This window comes from Aequorivita sp. KMM 9714 (genome assembly GCF_011065475.1).
Lineage (GTDB): Bacteria > Bacteroidota > Bacteroidia > Flavobacteriales > Flavobacteriaceae > Aequorivita > Aequorivita sinensis.
This window is the reverse complement of the sequence record NZ_JAAGRO010000003.1, coordinates 273118-291781: the sequence shown is the minus strand read 5'-3', so window position 1 is coordinate 291781 and position 18664 is coordinate 273118. Positions and strand designations below refer to the sequence as shown.

Annotated in this window: 14 protein-coding genes; 5 read left to right on the top strand and 9 right to left on the bottom strand. The window is 35.2% G+C overall.

Features of this window, described 5'->3' with window-relative positions:
• Positions 1-45 precede the first annotated feature (45 nt).
• From G3A46_RS10125 to G3A46_RS10095, 7 genes are all read right to left on the bottom strand, one after another.
• Entirely contained in the window at positions 46-2451 is a 2406-nt protein-coding gene (locus G3A46_RS10125; RefSeq protein WP_165149439.1) for a TonB-dependent receptor, read from the bottom strand.
• 62 nt (positions 2452-2513) lie between these two features.
• Complete coding sequence (locus G3A46_RS10120) at positions 2514-3395, bottom strand: DUF808 domain-containing protein (protein WP_165149437.1); 882 nt, start codon at positions 3393-3395, stop codon at positions 2514-2516.
• Positions 3396-3622: 227 nt separating this feature from the next.
• Complete coding sequence (locus tag G3A46_RS10115) at positions 3623-4696, bottom strand: hypothetical protein (protein WP_165149435.1); 1074 nt, start codon at positions 4694-4696, stop codon at positions 3623-3625.
• 197 nt (positions 4697-4893) lie between these two features.
• On the bottom strand, positions 4894-6387 hold the full coding sequence (locus tag G3A46_RS10110; RefSeq protein ID WP_165149433.1) for an MDR family MFS transporter: 1494 nt from the start codon (positions 6385-6387) through the stop codon (positions 4894-4896).
• Between the two features lie 207 nt (positions 6388-6594).
• The gene (locus G3A46_RS10105) at positions 6595-7563 is read right to left on the bottom strand and encodes an alpha/beta hydrolase (protein ID WP_165149431.1); all 969 of its coding nucleotides are present in this window, start codon (positions 7561-7563) and stop codon (positions 6595-6597) included.
• A 137-nt stretch (positions 7564-7700) separates the two neighbouring features.
• The gene (locus G3A46_RS10100) at positions 7701-9842 is read right to left on the bottom strand and encodes a S46 family peptidase (protein WP_165149429.1); all 2142 of its coding nucleotides are present in this window, start codon (positions 9840-9842) and stop codon (positions 7701-7703) included.
• Positions 9843-10623: 781 nt separating this feature from the next.
• Positions 10624-10965 carry an endonuclease domain-containing protein gene (locus tag G3A46_RS10095; RefSeq protein ID WP_347237691.1) on the bottom strand — a complete coding sequence of 114 codons (342 nt, stop codon included), beginning with the start codon at positions 10963-10965 and terminating at the stop codon, positions 10624-10626.
• 413 nt (positions 10966-11378) lie between these two features.
• Between G3A46_RS10095 and G3A46_RS10090 the strand changes: the two genes are divergently transcribed.
• On the top strand, positions 11379-13136 hold the full coding sequence (locus tag G3A46_RS10090; protein WP_165149425.1) for a T9SS type A sorting domain-containing protein: 1758 nt from the start codon (positions 11379-11381) through the stop codon (positions 13134-13136).
• A gap of 91 nt (positions 13137-13227) precedes the next feature.
• Here G3A46_RS10090 and G3A46_RS10085 read toward each other — a convergent pair whose 3' ends face one another.
• Entirely contained in the window at positions 13228-14274 is a 1047-nt protein-coding gene (locus G3A46_RS10085; RefSeq protein WP_139856662.1) for an RluA family pseudouridine synthase, read from the bottom strand.
• Complete coding sequence (locus tag G3A46_RS10080) at positions 14261-14896, bottom strand: PASTA domain-containing protein (RefSeq protein WP_165149423.1); 636 nt, start codon at positions 14894-14896, stop codon at positions 14261-14263. Before G3A46_RS10080 ends, G3A46_RS10085 begins: the two co-directional genes overlap by 14 nt.
• Before the next feature lie 219 nt (positions 14897-15115).
• Here G3A46_RS10080 and G3A46_RS10075 point away from each other — a divergent pair, with 219 nt between their 5' ends.
• The 4 genes from G3A46_RS10075 to G3A46_RS10060 all read left to right on the top strand — a co-directional run bounded on the left by G3A46_RS10075 (position 15116) and on the right by G3A46_RS10060 (position 18655).
• On the top strand, positions 15116-16096 hold the full coding sequence (locus G3A46_RS10075; protein WP_165149421.1) for a D-alanine--D-alanine ligase: 981 nt from the start codon (positions 15116-15118) through the stop codon (positions 16094-16096).
• A gap of 74 nt (positions 16097-16170) precedes the next feature.
• Positions 16171-17289, top strand: a complete 1119-nt coding sequence (lpxB, locus tag G3A46_RS10070; RefSeq protein ID WP_165149419.1) for a lipid-A-disaccharide synthase — start codon at positions 16171-16173, stop codon at positions 17287-17289.
• A 43-nt stretch (positions 17290-17332) separates the two neighbouring features.
• On the top strand, positions 17333-17932 hold the full coding sequence (locus tag G3A46_RS10065; RefSeq protein WP_165149418.1) for a C40 family peptidase: 600 nt from the start codon (positions 17333-17335) through the stop codon (positions 17930-17932).
• A 75-nt stretch (positions 17933-18007) separates the two neighbouring features.
• On the top strand, positions 18008-18655 hold the full coding sequence (locus tag G3A46_RS10060) for a carbonic anhydrase (RefSeq protein WP_165149417.1): 648 nt from the start codon (positions 18008-18010) through the stop codon (positions 18653-18655).
• Positions 18656-18664 lie beyond the last annotated feature (9 nt).

The following is an 18664-nucleotide window of genomic DNA, read 5'->3' as shown; positions in this document are numbered from 1 at the left end:
ACGTGTATGTTTCTTCATTTATAAAGAAACAGCAATTATTACCGATTAAAAGTGAGCAGTTAACGATAAAATAAAATTTCGTCCTGCCCCTGAAATACCCGAACTATAAGAGCGGTAACGTTGATCTGTTATGTTTTCAACCCCTCCACTTATATCAAATGTATTTGATAGCTTGTAATGAGCTTTATAATTTAATGTATACCAAGACGGGGCATAAGGGTTGCCATTTTCATCTAAAGCATATATTTCAGTTTTTCCTTTTTCTCCTTCAGGTAAGTCGTCAAAATCGCGTTTACCTTGGTAGTTCACGTTTAACTCCATTCTCAATTTATTCTTCTTGTAATTTAAGCGTGATACTCCAAAAAATGGTGAAGAATGACGTGCGGGACTAGTTTTCCCGTTATCTAATTCTTCTTCTCCTTTCTGAAAGTTTACATCTGTAGAAAATCCAAACCCTTTTGGTAGTTTTAATTCTACTCCAGCCTGAACTCCATAAACATGTGCAACTGCAGCATTCTGAATCGCTTGCACTTGACTTAGTTCTCCTTCATAAATTATACTATCACGGCCATTAAGTTTAAAATCTCTTCGAACTAAAGCATTTTTAAGAGAGGTATAGTATGCTGTAACATCAAGTTTTACAATATCGCCAAACACTTTAGCAATACCTAAATCTGCATTATAAGCATATTCTGGTTTTAAGTCGGGATTAGGAATAACAACACTTCCTGGTTCCGAATCGAAAACTTTCCCGATATCATCCACATTTGGAGCTCTAAATGCTGTACCCAAATTTGTACTTAACACTAATGTTTTTGTTGGTCTGTAAACACCTCCTATGCTCCCAGTAAGTGCACCTTTGCTAATACTCGCTTTTGAAAAAGGAAAAGAGTAAAAACTTGTATCAAAGTCTGAATCCAATAAAATATGATTGTAACGCGCTCCTGCACTTAAAGTAAAATCTTCAGAAGCTTTATATTCATCTGTGAAGTAAACTGCTAACGATTGCCAAGTTGAAACAGGGTATCTTGAAGGAGCGGCCTCCGTAATATCTGTAATAATATCTTTAGTTTCCCCTTTAGAATTCACATCGTCTATTACATATTCCACACCATAAAAAAAGGTGTTATTATCGCTAGTACTTTTCACAAAATCTAAGTTTACAGAATATGCACTAACTTCTTCCTCTTGATTGCTACGCGAAGTTTTATTAAAGTTTCTACTTAGCCTGCTCTCCTCAAACCATTGATGCGCCAATCGTATGCTCATTTGATTAAAAACTGGGTTGTTGGCGGTATGGTTAATATTTAAAGTATTCATCATCCATATTTGTGGCCCATAATCCCACTCGGCATATCTTGGCACTCCATCTTTTAAGCGGTTATGCCTGTCGTATCTGCCATATGGAGAAGTTTCTGAATAGTGAAATCCATACTGAAAATCCCATTTGTCATTTGGTTTAAAGCGAATTTTCTGCATTAAATTAACTTGTGAATAAGCTGAAGGGATTTGGAGTAATTCGTCATCTTGCTTAATGATAATGTCCGAATCTCCTTGTCGCTGAACATAGAAATCTTTTATATAATCGTCTGGACCGTGTCTCCCTTGACGAAGATGATCGTAATCCCAAGAAGTAAAACTTGTAATGAACGCCCAGTTTTTAAAACCTAGATTTACATCTAAATGTCCCGTTTTTTCATTATTTGCTGAAGAATATCTAGCACTTGTTTTCCCTGTGATATAAGGTTTATCAGTGAAGGTGAATTTTGGGGTTAATGTTTGAAAGCTCATTACCCCACCAATAGCATCACTACCATAAATTACAGAACCTGGACCAAAAAGCACTTCGGTATTTTCAATTGCAAAAGGATCTAAACTTATAACATTTTGAAGGTTTCCAGAACGAAAAATTGCGGTATTCATTCGTACACCATCTATAGAATATAGTAAACGACTAGTAGCAAAACCTCGAATTATAGGGCTTCCTCCTCCCTGCTGACTCTTTTGCACAAAAACCTTTCCTGAAGTACCCAGCAAATCTGCAGCTGTTTGAGGGTTTTGAAGTGCCACTTCCTTAGCAGAAATAGAAATAATTTTGGAAGCTACATCATCACTACTTTGTCGCCAACGCGAGCCAGATATAACTACTTCATCTAAGTTGAAATTTGATATTTCTAAATAAATTTCAAAATTTTCAGATTCTAATTCAGCGTAGCTTTTAGTGACAGATTTATATCCTAGTGTTCGAATCTCTATCTTTTCAATGTTTTTAAAAGCTGAAATATCAGCCTGTCCTTTGGCATTTGTAGTGGTATATAAATTCAATTTAACATTAGAAAGAGTAACCAGTTCAATAGGCTCATTAGACTCTTCTTCCTTAATGGTTATTGTTTGACCAAAGACATTAATCGCACAACCTATTAATAAAATTAAAGTGAAAATATATCTCATAGTTATAATCCTGAAGTAAAAACTTATTTCAGATGTTTGAATACTCTAAATTAAAATTTGTGCTATTTATCTCCTTTGATAACCTTCCAAAGCTTTTTCGCTCCTATTACAACAAGTAAGCAAATAAAGCCAATAATTAAGCCAACAATAAATTCACCTACAAAAGAAGGTAATGTTGGTAGGAAACCGTGAAAGTAATCTACATTATGAACAAAGATTCCTCCAGCAACCAATAATAAAGCAATAGTTCCAATTACACTTAAACTTTTAATTATAACTGGTAATGCCTGTACTAAGAAAAGCCCAAACGACTTTTTAAAGCTTTTTCCTTCTCTGCTGCTTTTTATAAGCTTATACCCTACTTCATCCATACGCACTATAAGTGCTACAATACCATAAACACCTACAGTAGCCAATAAAGCAATAATACTTACAACTATTATCTGTGTAGCAAGTGGCTGCGTAAGAACAGTTCCTAATGCAATAATCACAATTTCTAGTGAAAGAATAAAATCGGTTACAATGGCAGATTTCACACGCTCATTTTCGTAAGCTAGTATTTCTGCTTCGCTCATCTCTACGTCTACTTTCTCTTTTTTGGAATGAGCCTGAGGGAAAATGAATTCATATATTTTTTCTGCTCCTTCATAAGCTAGATATAGCCCTCCGAGTAGCAAAATAATTGTAACAGCAATCGGTATAAAAGCACTTAATAAGAATGCAATTGGAAGAATAATCAACTTATTGATAAAAGAACCTTTAGTAATAGCCCACAAAACTGGAATTTCTCTGGAAGAAGCAAAACCGGAAGCTTTCTCAGCATTAACAGCTAAGTCGTCACCTAATATACCTGCTGTTTTTTTTGCAGCAACTTTACTCATTACTGCCACATCATCAAGTAAAACTGCTATATCATCAAGTATTGCGAAGATTCCTGAAGCCATAAAATTTTCTTTTAAATTTTAGCAAAAATAGGCAAGTTGACATTAAACTTCTTATAATTATTGCCCAATTTACTTTACTCCTAGCTATATCAGTAAATTCAACTTATCTCATGACTGCAAGACATCAATTACGTAAATAAATTTCTCCTTTTATATGAAAATAAAAACCCGATTTACTTTCTAAATTGAAAGCAAATCGGGTCTAATAAACAATAACTACTAAAAGACTAATAACGAGTTATCGCTCCAAATCCATTAAACTTTGATAATTCTCCTTTAGGAAGGAAAACCACATCCCCGCCAAAGTCCATATTGGCTTCAATCATTTCGTCATAAATATCGTCAATTACTCCCTTATCGTTTCTCTTCTCATCTGAAACATATACTATTTCATCATCCTTCATAACTGCAGGTTGAAACAAACCTTGTTCGATAAATAGTGTTTGAATTTTCCCTTCAGAAATTGCTCGCCAAATTTCATTCGTATCGCTCAAAAATTTATTCTGCCCAACTGCCTTTTTCAAATCTTCCTTTCTCGCATTATTTTTTTGAACGATATATTCTTTTACAACTTCCCAACTTTCTTCTACTATAGTATGAGCAGGCTCGTTAATCATATTCTTATTAAGATACACCTCAAAAATACTATTCTTATTATCGGCAATCTTTAGGTATTCATTATGGTTTTCTTCTAGCCCACAAATTAGAACTGGTAGAGGGTTATCTTTTCGTACCTCATTCACCAATTTATCCGCTTGGTTAAAGTATTCAGCAATCAAACTTGTTTGTTTGGAAGCAATTGCAGCTGCAGCCCTATTTTTTGAGAAGAACTGGGTGTTTTCATAAGGGAATGGATTTCCTACCTCCTGAATAACTTTGTCATTCATCACTTCAAGAAGTCTAGTTTTCTCCTGACTTAAAACTAAAATATAATAATGAGTTTCTAAATGCATAGCCCTAATTAAATCACGAGTAGCAAAGGTGTCGTCTATTACTACGCGATCTTCAACTTTTATCGGTAAACGAGTAAACTCAGCAATATCATCGTTTACAAACAGCAACAGGCTTTCTAAATTCTGGCTATGGTCGATAGACGAGGCTAGGTTGTTTAGTTTCTCTATCAAGCCTGTAGCATTTCGTTTTGTAGTGTCTGCCATTAACCTATCTTCAGCTTCTTTTATAAGATTTTTTAAACGTAATCCATCATTTAAATAATCTGGTTTTGTTCTATGCGTAGTTGCTATAATTGTGATACAATTTTCAGAACGAATGTCTTTTAGTTTTTTCAGTGTTATGTTCATATTATATATTTTTTAAGTTAATACTATTTCAAGTCACAAAAATTCAGCTATAAATTTCGTGTAGTTTTAATATGAATCTAATTAAGACCCATAAACACTAACATAACCAATATAAACGTAAGAAACTATGACATAAGTCATTAACACAACATTAACGAAGTGTGAGTTTTAAAATTAAAAGAAGTGAAAATCAGTTTTTATTCTTTTACTGAAGGAAATTTAGCTGGGGTTAACAGTAGAATAATTAAAGTAACTAATCCCGCTACTACCATACTTAGATAAACATTATTAGTAGCATAAAAGAAAGATTCTCTTAAATAAAGACTTACTTCCGAAACAGAAGTATGAGTTTGTAAGACCTCAACCATTTTATTTACTCCTGGCAGTTTTCCTTGTAAAACCTCTGGGGCGTTTTGCAACTTATCGGATATTGTAGCGTTAAAGACAGCCGCAAATACAGCTGCACCTATACTCTGCCCAAAATAACGCGAGAATATATTAGTACCCGTTACAACTCCTCTTTGCCCCCATACCACAGTAGACTGTACTCCAACCAAAAGTGGGGTAGTAATTAATCCAAAACCTGCTCCTAATGTCATTTGAATTGCAACTAAGCTCCACACTGGCCCCGGAAAAGGGATTAGCAGGAAACTTGCAGCACCTATTATAACTATTATAATTCCACAAAGTGCAGTGTTTCTGAATCCTACGCGCAGATAAAGCTTTCCTGATAAGGATGAAGACAATGGCCAAGTAATACTCATACTTGCCAAAATAAACCCAGCCACCATAGCACCTACCCCGGAAACTGATTGCGCAAAAACAGGTAAATACATACTTGGCCCCATTGTAGCAATCCCCATTCCTATAGTTGCTAAATTAGCCCTTAGGATAACTTTCTTTTTCCATACCCATGCTGGTAAAATTGGTTCTACTGCTCTTCGTTCTATTCGTATTGTTATGAATATCAATAAAACTGCAAGTAATAAAATTCCCAAAGTATTAAGAGATAACCAAGGCCAAGACTGACCGCCTTGTAGTAAACCAAACATAATAACCGTTCCTGTTACTAACATCGCCAAGGCACCTGCCCAATCTATTTTGTGGAGGTTGTTAGGTTTTTTCTCGTGAAGATAAATGATTATTAATGCTATTGCTCCAGCACCGATAGGGAGGTTTATTAGAAATATCCATCGCCACGATGCATAATCTGCCAAAGCCCCACCCACTGCAGGTCCCATTATTGCAGAAACACCCCAAACACTAGACAACCAACCTTGAATTTTAGCGCGTTCTTGAATAGTATAAATATCTCCTGCTATGGTATTTACAGTAGCCATTATTGCCCCAGCTCCAACAGCTTGTAACCCTCTAAAAAAAATTAGTGAATGCATATTCCAAGCCGCAGCACAGGCAGCAGAACCGAGAAGAAATATTAAAATTCCAAAAATGAGTATTGGTTTACGTCCATAGATATCTGCTAACTTTCCATAAATGGGAATAGTAACCGTTTGAACAAGTAAATAGATTGAAAACAACCAGCTAAAAAGTGAAAAACCACCAAGATCACCAACTATTTGAGGAATGGCTGTAGCAACAATAGTATTATCCATTGCAGCTAGCATCATAGTAATCATGAGTGCAAATAACACCCAATTTCTACGCATTTCTTTTACTGGTTTGTCGTGCATTTTCCTATTTCACTTTTGCGCAAAGATAGCCCTTCAAATACTTCTGTATATTTTGAAATTGAATAAAAGTTCTATTAATATTAAAGCAGTAACAACTAGATTTTCTTTGAAGAAATAATATGAAATAACGAATCTTCAAAAAGATAAAAAGCGCCTAAATACTATAAATAGAAACAATTAAGTTTACTGAAGACTTCTGGTTAACTCCTACTCAGCTTTATCAACGTTATTGAGAAAGTTTAAAATTTTCTTATTAACTACTTCAGCTTGGTCCACCGATACAAAGTGGCCTGCATTTGGAACGACTTCAGCGTGACTGCTTGATATATTTCTTTTTACAACACCAAGAGTTTTTTTGCCGTTAATTATATCATCATCACCAATCAATACAAGTGTAGGCATCTTTAAAGTTTGTAAACTTTTATTTGGAAATGGTGTCATCTGCATCATAAACTTAGGAAGAGTATCATTTTTCACTCCAATTCTATATTGTTTTAAATAATTCTTATTTATTGCGTTTACGTTGCTTGACATCGTTTCAAGCTCTCTTTCTAACTTCTTTTCATCAGAAGAAAGTGCATTGATTATATTTTTAATTAAATCGGTACTAGGCGGAATCCACATAAATGTTTGTGCAGGACTTAACAAAACAAGGCTTTTAATATCTCTTTTACTTTTCGTTGCCAAATCAACAGCAAACCAACCTCCTCTTGAAGCGCCAATAAGATGAAAAGAATCTAGTTTTAGGGCCCATAAAACCTCTTGATACCACTCAGTAATTTCATCTAAATTATTAAAATCGGCTGTCTTATAAGATTTTCCTGGCTCAGATAATAGGTCGATTGCGAATATTCTATAATCTTTCACCAAAGCTTTAGCATTGGGATACCACATAGTAGAACTAGCATTCATTCCGTGTAGCAAAACTACTGGAGTTGCTTTTCTATTTCCGCTTACCACCACATGCGCTATACCGTGAGAAGTGGTTATATAAAGCTCTTCATAATCAACACCCCATTGCTTCATAGTTTCATCATAAGCATCAAAATATGCTTTGTGTTTTTTACTAGGCTTTGTAATGTAATCAGGCTTTTTAGAAAACTCGCCGTACTCGTTTTTACAAGCAGTAAATAATGCTAGAGTAAGAAAGATCAACAGAAATTTAAAGTTTTTCATTCACATATTATTTGCGGTAAAAGTAGTAAAGAACTTTAGTGTTGATGGTTAATCTTTTTATAATAAACATTAGAAATAAAAAAGCCCACAAGTCTTATACTTAGACTTGTGGGCTTCAGTAAAAATTAAAAATTTACTTATTTAGCTATTGTCATTTCATCAATAAGATGAGTTGCACCAGCTAATTTGTCTATAATAAATAGCACATAACGTATATCAACATTGATAGTTCGTTGTAATTGGTCGTCAAAAATAACATCTCCAGCCATTGCCTCAATATTACCATCAAATGCAAGACCAATTAACTCTCCTTTTCCGTTAAGAACAGGAGAACCAGAGTTACCACCTGTAATATCATTATCAGTTAAGAAGTTTACTGGAAGGTATCCATCCTTATCTGCATACTGACCAAAATCTCTCTTTTCATAAAGATCGATTAGCTCCTTAGGCATATCAAACTCATCATCACCAGGCTGATACTTAGCAACTGTTCCTTTTAAAGTAGTGTAGTAGTTTTTGTTAGCGTCGTTACGCTTATCTTCTGGCAATGAAATAACTTTCCCGTAAGTTAAACGCAAAGTACTGTTCGCATCTGGGTAGTATTTCTCATCAGGATTTTGATCTCTCATTCCCTGAACCATCAATCTAAATGCACGGTCGAAATCGTAACCTAATTGAGTTTCTTCTTCCGACTTGAAACGGTAACGCTTTAACAAATCAACAGAAAGTTGGTATAAAGGATCATTTTTAAGAACGTCAGCATCTGGATTAGCCATGAAGCCTTGTAGCTTTTCTTTAGATTCAAAAACACTGTTTTGTAGTGCATTATTTAAATACTCCTTCCACCCATCTTCGGTTTTATTAGCTTCTGTAGCAATCTCAGCTATCATCGGAGCTATGTTTGTAGCTTTAGTAGAGTATAGTTTAAACTGAGCAGCCAATACATCTCTTTCTAATGGAAGGTAAAGTCCGTCGTAAAGATTGTTGATTTCTGCTTCCAATTTTGGCTTTAATTCTGCTCTTTTTGCATCATTTTGCTCGATGTAATATTCAATAGCAGTTCCTAAACGATATGGAAGTGTAGCCATTCTTGTTCTCAACAATAAGCCTAAGTAATTGTTATGACTACTTGCTTCATTTGTTTTTGCGTAGTAATCATTTATAGTTGGAATTACATTAGCATATTTTTTATTAGCTTTTTTAGAAGCCCATTTCTGAAATTTCGCTTCAGTTTCACGCTTAGTTTCCGCAGTTTTGTGATGTTTTAAAGCATCAATCATCCCTTGACGGTTTTTCCAATAGTTAGCAATAGACGCATAGCTAGATGCATAGTCTAATTTTACTTGCTGGTCGCGGTCCATATAGTCCTTCATTACATCCATAGATGTTTTTGAAGCCTCAACCCAAGCAGGGTAAGCATATTCTACGTTTTGCTCAATTCCACCTGCAGGCATCCAACGGTTTGTACGACCTGGGTATCCAAGAATCATAGCAAAATCGTTTTCTTCAAATCCTTTAATACTTGTAGTTAAGTGATGTTTTGGTTTTAAAGGAACATTATCTTCAGAATATTCTGCTGGGTTACCATCTTTATCCGCATAAACTCTAAAAAGAGAGAAGTCACCTGTGTGTCTTGGCCATTCCCAGTTATCGGTGTCTCCACCAAACTTTCCTATACTAGCAGGAGGTGTTCCAACTAAACGAACATCGTTATAATCTTGGTAAACGAAGTAGTAAAATTCATTTCCTTCATAAAATGATTTAACAGAAACAGTATATTTTCCACCTTCGTTATTCTCTTGTTCGATTAGTGCTATTTCTTTATTGATTGCTGCTTCGCGTTCAAGTTCGGTCATTTTATCGTTAACCTTACTTAAAATACGTTTAGAAACATCGTCCATTCTTACAAAGAAACGAACAGAAAGACTCTTAGGCTTTAATTCCTCTTTGTGGTTTGCTGCCCAATATCCATTTGTTAAATAATCGTTTTCAGCAGTAGATAGCTCAGCAATCTGGCTATACCCACAGTGGTGGTTAGTCAACACAAGACCTTTATCAGAAATTATTTCAGCAGTACAACCACGGTTAAATTGAACAATAGCATCTTTTATGCTAGAGTTGTTTATACTGTATATTTCTTCAGGTGTAAGTTGAAGCCCCATTTTTTGCATATCACGGTAATTCAACCGTTCAATGTGCATTAAGAACCACATGCCTTCATTTGCTTGTACCGGCAAAACGAAGATTGCGATAAATAAAGAAAGAATAAATTTTTTCATTAGTGAATGTAATTATTGATTAAATATGAATTGAAAATGATCTTGTTATCACACAAAATTTTCAGCTTGTAAATATAGTAGATTAACCATTTTAACTGCGGAAATCCCTTTGAAAAGAGTTGCAATCATTAAAATTTAACTTTTTATTAGGAATGAGCAAGTTGAAAATAAAACCCCTTCCGTCTTTTGGCAAAACGCCAAAAGACACCTTCCCCTGGAAGAAGCTTAGAAGATTTCATTAAAAATATTTAGAAGGGGAAGGAACGTTTTGTAAATGATACTATTAAAGTACGCAAGTGAAAAAAAAGGTTTCCCACCCTGAAAGGGAGAGCTGCCCGAACGGCGGGGTGGATTTACAATTAAAATGCAAAAACAATCTAGTCTCCACCCCTTCCGCCTTTTGGCAAAACACGAAAAGACACCTTCCCCTGGGAGAAGCTTAGAAGATTTCATTAAAAATATTTAGAAGGGGAAGGAACGTTTTGTGTATGATATTAATTTTAAAGTACGCCAGTAAGAAAAAAGGTTCCCACCCTGAAAGGGAGGGGTGCCCGAAGGGCGGGGTGGGTTCCAATTAAAACACAAAAACGATCCATACTCCACCCCTTCCGCCTTTTGGCAAAACACCAAAAGACACCTTCCCCTGGAAGAAGCTTAGAAGATTTCATTAAAAATATTTAGAAGGGGAAGGAACGTTTTGTAAATGATATTATTAAAGTACGCAAGTAAGAAAAAAGTTCCCCGCCCTGAAAGGGAGGGGTGCCCGGAGGGCGGGGTGGGTTTACTTCCTGTTTTCTTTAAAATGATCCCGAATATCCTTTAAAACTGATGGCAAAAAATCAAACACCATCTTATTCTCATATCGAAGTACAATAAATCCCATGTTTTCTAAAAAAGCGTCACGTTTTCTATCATATTCTTCAGCTTTGGGGTTCATATGTACCTGGCCATCGAGTTCAATAATCAATCCTTCCGAAGCACAATAAAAATCAACAATATAATTATGAATGCTATGTTGTCTTCTAAATTTTCTACCTTCTAGCTGACTTCTTTGTAGATGCTTCCACAAAAAAGCTTCTGCAGGAGTAGCATTACTACGCAACCTACGCCTAAAATTTCTCAACTCAGGTTTATCATGTATCTTTTTATTCCTCATAACCCTCTTTTTCAGTATATTAAAAATAATAAAATAACGTGTAAAACCTAAAAACCATCGAGCCCTTACCCCTTCCGTCTTTTGGCAAAACGCCAAAAGACACCTTCCCCTGGAAAAAACTTAGAACATTTTATTAAAAATATTTAGAAGGGGAAGGAACGTTTTGTGCATGATATTAATATTAAAGTACGCAAGTGAAAAAAAAGTTCCCCGCCATGAAAGGGAGAGCTTGTCCCGAACTTGTTTCGGGATGTGCCCGGAGGGCGAGGAAGGTGCTGTGTGTGAAAAATATATAGATAAGTTCACTAATTAATTTTATGCTTTTTTGCAAACCCAACATTTATCAATAACTTTAAAATCAAATTACTAAAGAACACCATATGAAAAAAAGACTAATACTATTATCAACACTATTTTTAGGGTTGGTTTCAACATCTATTGCTCAACAGCAAGGGAAAAAGGCATCTTTAAATGAAGATGGAACGATTTCGGTAGAAACAGTTTTACTTCCAGAAAAACATAACAACACTGAACAAACTCAAGAATTTGATTTACTCTGGCGATTTGGCCAAGCTGCTAATCCATCATTTAAAAACTCAAGAGGTGTTACTCTTGCAGATGTTGATAATGACGGGGTAGATGAAATAATATACGGATTTTGGGACACATTATATGTCCTAAAAGGTGACGGATCGGTTTTATGGGAAAAACCTATAAGCGGCAGCATTTTACTGCCTCCTACAGTAGTAGATTTAGATAATGATGGCACCGTTGAAATTGTTGTAAACACAGGAGGTATTCCATTTGCTGGTCGAGTTTATTTGTTAGATAATGAAGGAAACGATCTTCCTGGCTGGCCATTGAATTTTGATAATAATTGGATGATAAACGCACCCGCTGTTGCAGATCTTGATGATGATGGTACTCTAGATATTATTACGTGTGAACGTGTAAGTAGCACTTTAGGAAGAATTCACGCACTTAAAATGGACGGAACGCCAATTAACGCAAATTGGCCAGTTGAAGTTGGAGCTACTCCTGGTTTTACACCTTCAATTGGAGACGTAAACAATGATGGAAATCTTGATGTAGTAATTTCTGCTTCCTCAGGCGGAATGTACATTTTTGACAATCAAGGTCAGATATTTCCAGGTTTCCCTGTTGTAGATCCAAATGTAAAATACTCATACCAATCTCCTATTTTAGCTGATCTGGATGGGGATGATGATTTAGAAATAATTGGTAGTAACCACGGAGACTCACCAGGATTTTACGTTATGGAGCACGACGGATCCTATAAAGCGGGTTGGCCAATTGCACTTACCGGATGGACATATTCTCCAGCAACAGTTCTTGATGTAGATAACGATGGTACATTTGAGATATTTTTATCTGATAGAATTTCAAGTGGTACTCCTGGAGAAGAATTACCAGTAATCTATGGCTTAGACCCAAATGGCGGCAACCTACCTAATTTCCCATTTGAAAAATATGGAGGTACTGAAGGTGTACTTTCTATTGCAGATGTAAATAACGATGGTGTATTAGACATTATTTTCCCAAGCACAATGACTGATGCAGATGGAATTGGATACATACACGCCTACTCTCTGGATGGAAGTGGTGAAGTTGATGGCTTCCCAATAAGACCAAGAGGATTTACTTTTCTAAACGGAGTTGTTCTAGGAGATGTTGACAATGACGGACAACTAGATTTAACTGCGAACAGTTACACACAGACTTTTGGGAGTGGTGTAGATTCAACTTTTGTTAGTGTTTATAATTTAAATGTGCCATACAATCCTGAAAGCATAAAAAGGAATGGTTACAAAGGAAATAATACTCGTGATGGATTAGTAAAGTTAGATGACACTGCTGGAATCTCTACTTTTAGTTCTGTTTCAAAAATATCAGTTTTTCCTAATCCTTCAGATGGAATTTTAAGTTTTACAATTCCTACTGCTATTCAGAATGCCGAAGTAAAAGTTTACAGCATTGACGGAAAATTGGTTTTCTCTAAAAAAGGAAGCCTAGAAAAAACCTCAACATACAATTTGAAACACCTTAACAACGGCTTGTATTTCGTTAAGGTCTCTGATGGTAAAAGCACTTCTACTGCAAAGTGGATGAAGAAATAATCAATTAAAATACACCTATAAAAAACAAGTCCCTTTTCAGCTAATGAAAAGGGACTTTTTCTATTTGTATAAATAATTTAATGTTTCAAAACTACTCTATAACGTTCTTAGAATAGCTGCGCCATTTCTCTAGACACAAATCCATGTCTTCAGGAATAGGAGTCTCAAAACGCATAAATTCTTCAGTAACTGGGTGTACAAATCCTAGTGTTCGTGCGTGTAAGGCTTGACGTGGTAGAATTTTAAAACAGTTATCTACAAATTGCTTGTATTTAGAAAATGTAGTGCCCTTCAATATTTTCTCACCGCCGTAACGTTCATCATTAAAAAGTGTGTGCCCAATGTACTTCATATGCACTCTTATTTGGTGTGTACGTCCAGTTTCTAATCTACAAGAAACCAAAGTAACATAACCTAAACGTTCTAATACTTTATAATGCGTAACAGCTGGTTTTCCTTTTTCTTCGTCGTCATTTTCGTAAACTGTATTTTGCAAACGGTTTTTAGGGTGACGTCCTATATTTCCCTCTATAGTTCCTTCGTCTTCTTCAACATTACCCCAAACCAAAGCAACATATTCTCGCTCTGTAGTTTTATCAAAAAACTGCTTTGCTAGATGCGTCATGGCTTCTTCAGTTTTGGCAACTACTAAAAGTCCGCTAGTGTCTTTATCTATTCTGTGAACTAAGCCAGGGCGATTACTACTGTTGTTTGGCAGGTTTTCAAAATGATAAGTAAGAGCATTTATTAGTGTTCCGCTATAATTCCCATGTCCCGGATGCACTACCATTCCTGCTTCTTTGTTAACTACAAGTACAGCGTCATCTTCATAAACTATATCGATGGGAATATCTTCGGGTACTAATAAAAACTCGTAAGGAGGATGTTCAAATAATACAGTAACTATATCGCCCCCTTTTACTTTGTAATTAGATTTCACAGGAACATCGTTAACATAGATGTTTCCTGCAGTTGCAGCTTTTTGTATTTTGTTCCGAGTCGCCTTTTCAATAAGGTTCATCAGGTATTTATCTACCCTTAATGGATTTTGTCCTTTATCAGCTTTAAATCGGTAATGTTCATAAAGATCATCATTACCTGCATTTTCTTCTATCTCTTCTTCGTTAAAATTCGCCATTGTTTTCTTCTATGTTTTCTATTGGCGTATCTTGATTTTCTTCAGAAGATTCTTCGCCTTCAGTCTGGATTTTATTTAATGATTGATCTCCGACTATTAAATCTATCACAGATGTTTTTTGAATTTTAGTACCTGGCTCTAATTTCTCACCGTTAAAACGCATTTCCAATACGTTATCACTAATATGTGGACGATAGCTAATCTTACCAATTTCAAACCCCATTGCTAAGAGTGTAGGTTCTGCTTGACGGCGGGTTCTTCCTAAAATGTCTGGAACTTCAATTTTTCTATATCCTGATGGATTAAGTGTTAAGTATAATTTCCTGTTTTCTTTTACAAATTTACCAGGCTTAGGTATTTGCTCAATTACAGAATACCTCGGAAAATCGGGGTTGTAATTAGCAGAGTCTAAAATTTCGTAACGCAAACTCATTTCGTCTAACTTTTCCTCAACCTTATCTAAAGACATTTTAGCAAGATTTGGAACTTCGGTAGTTTCGTTATGGTTAGTGGTGAATTTCAACCACCATAAAGTTAAGAATATCAAAGCTAGTAAAACCACTACTGCTAGTAGTAACTGCTTGACAAATGCTTTGGTAAACAAGAACTGAAAAAAGGTCATATGCTTCTTAGTTAAGACACAAAAATATAAAAATCAAAGGTAGTATCTTTTGGTTAAAATTAAATTTAATTGGGAAATGAAATCAAAATCAATTTTTAATAGCTTTTTATAGATATAACTTGATTCGCATAACATACAAGACTAACTTTTTAATACTTTTGTAAACGTAGATTTCCACCCTTTATGATAATGGTTTTAGTGGAATAGTAATCTTTCTTTATGGGCAAAAAAAATATTGCAGTTGCCATGGGCGGATATTCAAGCGAATTTGAAATATCTATTAATAGTGGCGGAGTGGTTTGCGAGTCACTCGATAAAAATAAATACAACGTTTATCCAATCCATATTTTGGAATCGGGATGGTATTATGTTGCCGAAAATGGCACAAAATATCCTGTAAACAAAGCTGATTTCAGTTTTGAAAATGGTTCAGAAACTTCAATTGTTCCTGACGCTGTTTTTAACACCATTCACGGCACCCCTGGAGAAGATGGGTATTTACAAGCATATTGGGACTTACTAGGAATTCCACATACAAGTGCAGATTATTATCAAGCCGCCCTTAGTTTTAACAAGCGTGACTGTCTTTCTGTTTTAAAGAATTTTGGAGTGCTTTGTGCTAACTCATATTACGTTAATAAAGGAACAGATATTAACGTAGAAGAAATTGTTAGAATTACCGGCCTGCCTTGTTTCGTAAAACCGAACCGTTCTGGCTCTAGCTTCGGAATTAGTAAAGTAAACGAAATGTCAGGAATTTTACCTGCTATTGAAAAGGCATTTTTAGAAGACACTGAGATAATCATCGAAACCGCCTTGGTTGGCGTTGAAGTTTCGGTTGGGGTTTATAATGATGGAAATGAAATAATTGCGCTCCCAGTCACTGAAATTGTAAGTGAAAATGAATTTTTCGACTATGAAGCCAAGTATCTTGGCCAATCGCAAGAAATCACCCCAGCTAGAATTTCAGATGAGGAAACTGATGTAGTAAAAAAAGAAGCAGTTCGCATTTACAAATTGCTTAAAATGAAAGGTATTGCACGTAGTGAGTTTATTATAGAAAAAGGGAAACCTTATTTTATAGAAACCAATACCAATCCAGGGCTATCCACCGAAAGCATAGTTCCTAAACAAGTACGTGAAGCAGGAATGACACTAACACAGTTTTTCGATATATTAATTCAGAATGTAATAAATTGATGAATCTTAACTAATGTGATTGGAAAATCGACTTTTCTTTTTACAGTTTGAAGATTCAGCCAAACCTATAAACAATGAAATACTACCTCATAGCAGGCGAAGCATCAGGAGATTTACACGGTGCCAACCTAATGAAAGCCATTCAAAAGGAGGATTCCGATGCGAATTTCCGTTTTTGGGGTGGTGATTTAATGAAGGCTATTGGGGGGACCGAAGTAAAACACTATCGCGACCTTGCTTTTATGGGGTTTACTGAAGTGTTAATGAATTTGCGAACTATTCTGAAGAATATAAAATTCTGCAAACAGGACATTGAAAATTTTAATCCTGATGTTATAATTTTTATTGACTATCCTGGTTTTAACCTTCGAATAGCAAAATGGGCAAGGCAAAAAGGCTACAAAACACATTATTATATTTCACCACAAATTTGGGCTTGGAAAGAAGGACGAATTAAAGACATTAAACGCGATGTTGATGAAATGTATGTTATTCTTCCTTTTGAAAAAGATTTCTACGAAAACAAACACAATTTCCCAGTTCATTTTGTAGGTCATCCACTTATTGATGCAATTTACAATCAAAAACAAATTGACCCTCAAGCCTTTAAGAAAGAAAACAATCTTGACGAACGCCCTATAATTGCACTATTACCGGGAAGCAGGAAACAAGAAATCACCAAGATGCTGGAAATAATGATTTCTGTGGCTAAAGAATTTAAAGAGTATCAATTTGTTATTGCCGGAGCACCAAGTCAGGAAAAATCGTTTTATGAATCGTTCTTAACCACTAAAAACGTTCATTTTATCACCAACAAGACCTACGAACTTTTAAGTATTGCAAATGCAGCCTTAGTAACTTCTGGTACAGCAACATTAGAGACAGCACTATTTAAAGTACCTCAGGTAGTTTGTTATAAAGGTGGAAGAATTTCCTACGAAATTGCAAAGCGTGTAATAAACCTTAAATACATTTCGTTAGTAAACCTAATTCTAGACAGAGAAGTTGTTACAGAATTAATTCAAACCGACTTTAATACCAAACGTTTAAAAGAAGAACTCACTAAAATATTAGAGCCAAAAAAACGAAATGCTATGTTTTTGGACTATTATGAACTTGAAAAAACTCTTGGCGGGAGAGGTGCTAGTGAAAACACCGCCAAACTAATTACCTCTTCTATAAAGGTTAAGTAGAAATTTTTACTAATTTTAGGGGCTAACCCACTATATTCTTGAAATGAAAAAAATACTGTTGCTATCATTTTTCACATTGTTTCTAGTATCGTGTGGTACTACACGAAATACTTCTAACTTCCCGGTTACTGAAACAAGTAAAGTTAACTTGAATAAAAAGCCCATAAAGAATATTACAGTTCAGAAAAGTAATGCATTAACTATTGAGGAACCAGAAGAGGAAGCTTTCTTAGATAGCGCTAAGGAGAATTTAGAAGCTATTAAGCATAAAATTATAAGCTATGCCAAAACTTTTGAAGGAACGCGCTATAAGTTTGGAGGTACTACCGAAGCTGGAATGGACTGCTCAGGATTGGTATGTGTAGCATTTGAAAGAGAAAATATCAGCTTGCCAAGGATTTCACGAGATATGGCAACCAAAGGCATTCCTATTACTAAAGATGAAGTTGAAGAAGGAGATTTAGTATTCTTTAAAACCAGCCGAAGAAACACAATTAACCACGTAGGTATAATAGTTGAAGCAATAGATGGAGAAATAAAATTCATCCATTCTTCAACAAGCGCAGGAGTTATAATATCCTCATTAAATGAAGCTTATTGGAAAAAAGCATTTGTTTCGTTTAGGAGAGTGTTAGAAATTTAAAAAAAACATCGCCTTTACTTTTAGGTAAAAACAATTTAAAATTATTTTTACCCCAAAATATAATATCAGAAATAAATGGACATTGAGCAAATATTTAAAAACAACCAAAATTGGGTTAACAAAAAGCTGGGAGTAGATCCAGATTATTTCAAAAAATTAGCTAATGGACAAAATCCTGATATTCTTTATATAGGTTGTAGCGATAGTAGGGTTACTGCAGAAGAGGTTATGGGTGTTAAACCTGGAGATGTTTTTGTTATGCGAAACATTTCCAACATGGTATCCAACTTAGACTTAAGCGCGATGAGCGTAATTGATTACGCTGTAAGTGTTTTAAAAGTAAAAAACATTGTTATCTGTGGTCATTATGGTTGTGGAGGTGTAAAAGCTGCTATGGAGTCTAAAGACCTAGGAATATTAAATCCTTGGCTTAGAAACATTAGAGATGTTTACCGCATACATCGCGAAGAGCTTAATGCTATAAGTTGTGAAGAAGAAAAATACAGACGTCTTGTAGAACTTAATGTTCAAGAACAGTGTGTAAACGTTATTAAAACAGCCGATGTACAAATTGCTGTTCGTCAAGGAAGATTGTCTGTACACGGATGGGTAATGGATATAGGAACAGGAAAACTTATTGACCTGAATATCGATTTCGAAAAAGTTCTAGAAGGAATTATGGAGATTTATCATTTAGATAAAGATGAAATTAAGTCAAAATAAAAAAAGCCG

Excerpts from the sequence above, each read along its gene's own strand:
- G3A46_RS10125 (WP_165149439.1), bottom strand. The coding sequence starts at position 2,451 with ATGAGATATATTTTCACTTTAATTTTATTAATAGGTTGTGCGATTAAT.
- G3A46_RS10120 (WP_165149437.1), bottom strand. The coding sequence starts at position 3,395 with ATGGCTTCAGGAATCTTCGCAATACTTGATGATATAGCAGTTTTACTT.
- G3A46_RS10115 (WP_165149435.1), bottom strand. The coding sequence starts at position 4,696 with ATGAACATAACACTGAAAAAACTAAAAGACATTCGTTCTGAAAATTGT.
- G3A46_RS10110 (WP_165149433.1), bottom strand. The coding sequence starts at position 6,387 with ATGCACGACAAACCAGTAAAAGAAATGCGTAGAAATTGGGTGTTATTT.
- G3A46_RS10105 (WP_165149431.1), bottom strand. The coding sequence starts at position 7,563 with ATGAAAAACTTTAAATTTCTGTTGATCTTTCTTACTCTAGCATTATTT.
- G3A46_RS10100 (WP_165149429.1), bottom strand. The coding sequence starts at position 9,842 with ATGAAAAAATTTATTCTTTCTTTATTTATCGCAATCTTCGTTTTGCCG.
- G3A46_RS10090 (WP_165149425.1), top strand. The coding sequence starts at position 11,379 with ATGAAAAAAAGACTAATACTATTATCAACACTATTTTTAGGGTTGGTT.
- G3A46_RS10085 (WP_139856662.1), bottom strand. The coding sequence starts at position 14,274 with ATGGCGAATTTTAACGAAGAAGAGATAGAAGAAAATGCAGGTAATGAT.
- G3A46_RS10080 (WP_165149423.1), bottom strand. The coding sequence starts at position 14,896 with ATGACCTTTTTTCAGTTCTTGTTTACCAAAGCATTTGTCAAGCAGTTA.
- G3A46_RS10075 (WP_165149421.1), top strand. The coding sequence starts at position 15,116 with ATGGGCAAAAAAAATATTGCAGTTGCCATGGGCGGATATTCAAGCGAA.
- lpxB (WP_165149419.1), top strand. The coding sequence starts at position 16,171 with ATGAAATACTACCTCATAGCAGGCGAAGCATCAGGAGATTTACACGGT.
- G3A46_RS10065 (WP_165149418.1), top strand. The coding sequence starts at position 17,333 with ATGAAAAAAATACTGTTGCTATCATTTTTCACATTGTTTCTAGTATCG.
- G3A46_RS10060 (WP_165149417.1), top strand. The coding sequence starts at position 18,008 with ATGGACATTGAGCAAATATTTAAAAACAACCAAAATTGGGTTAACAAA.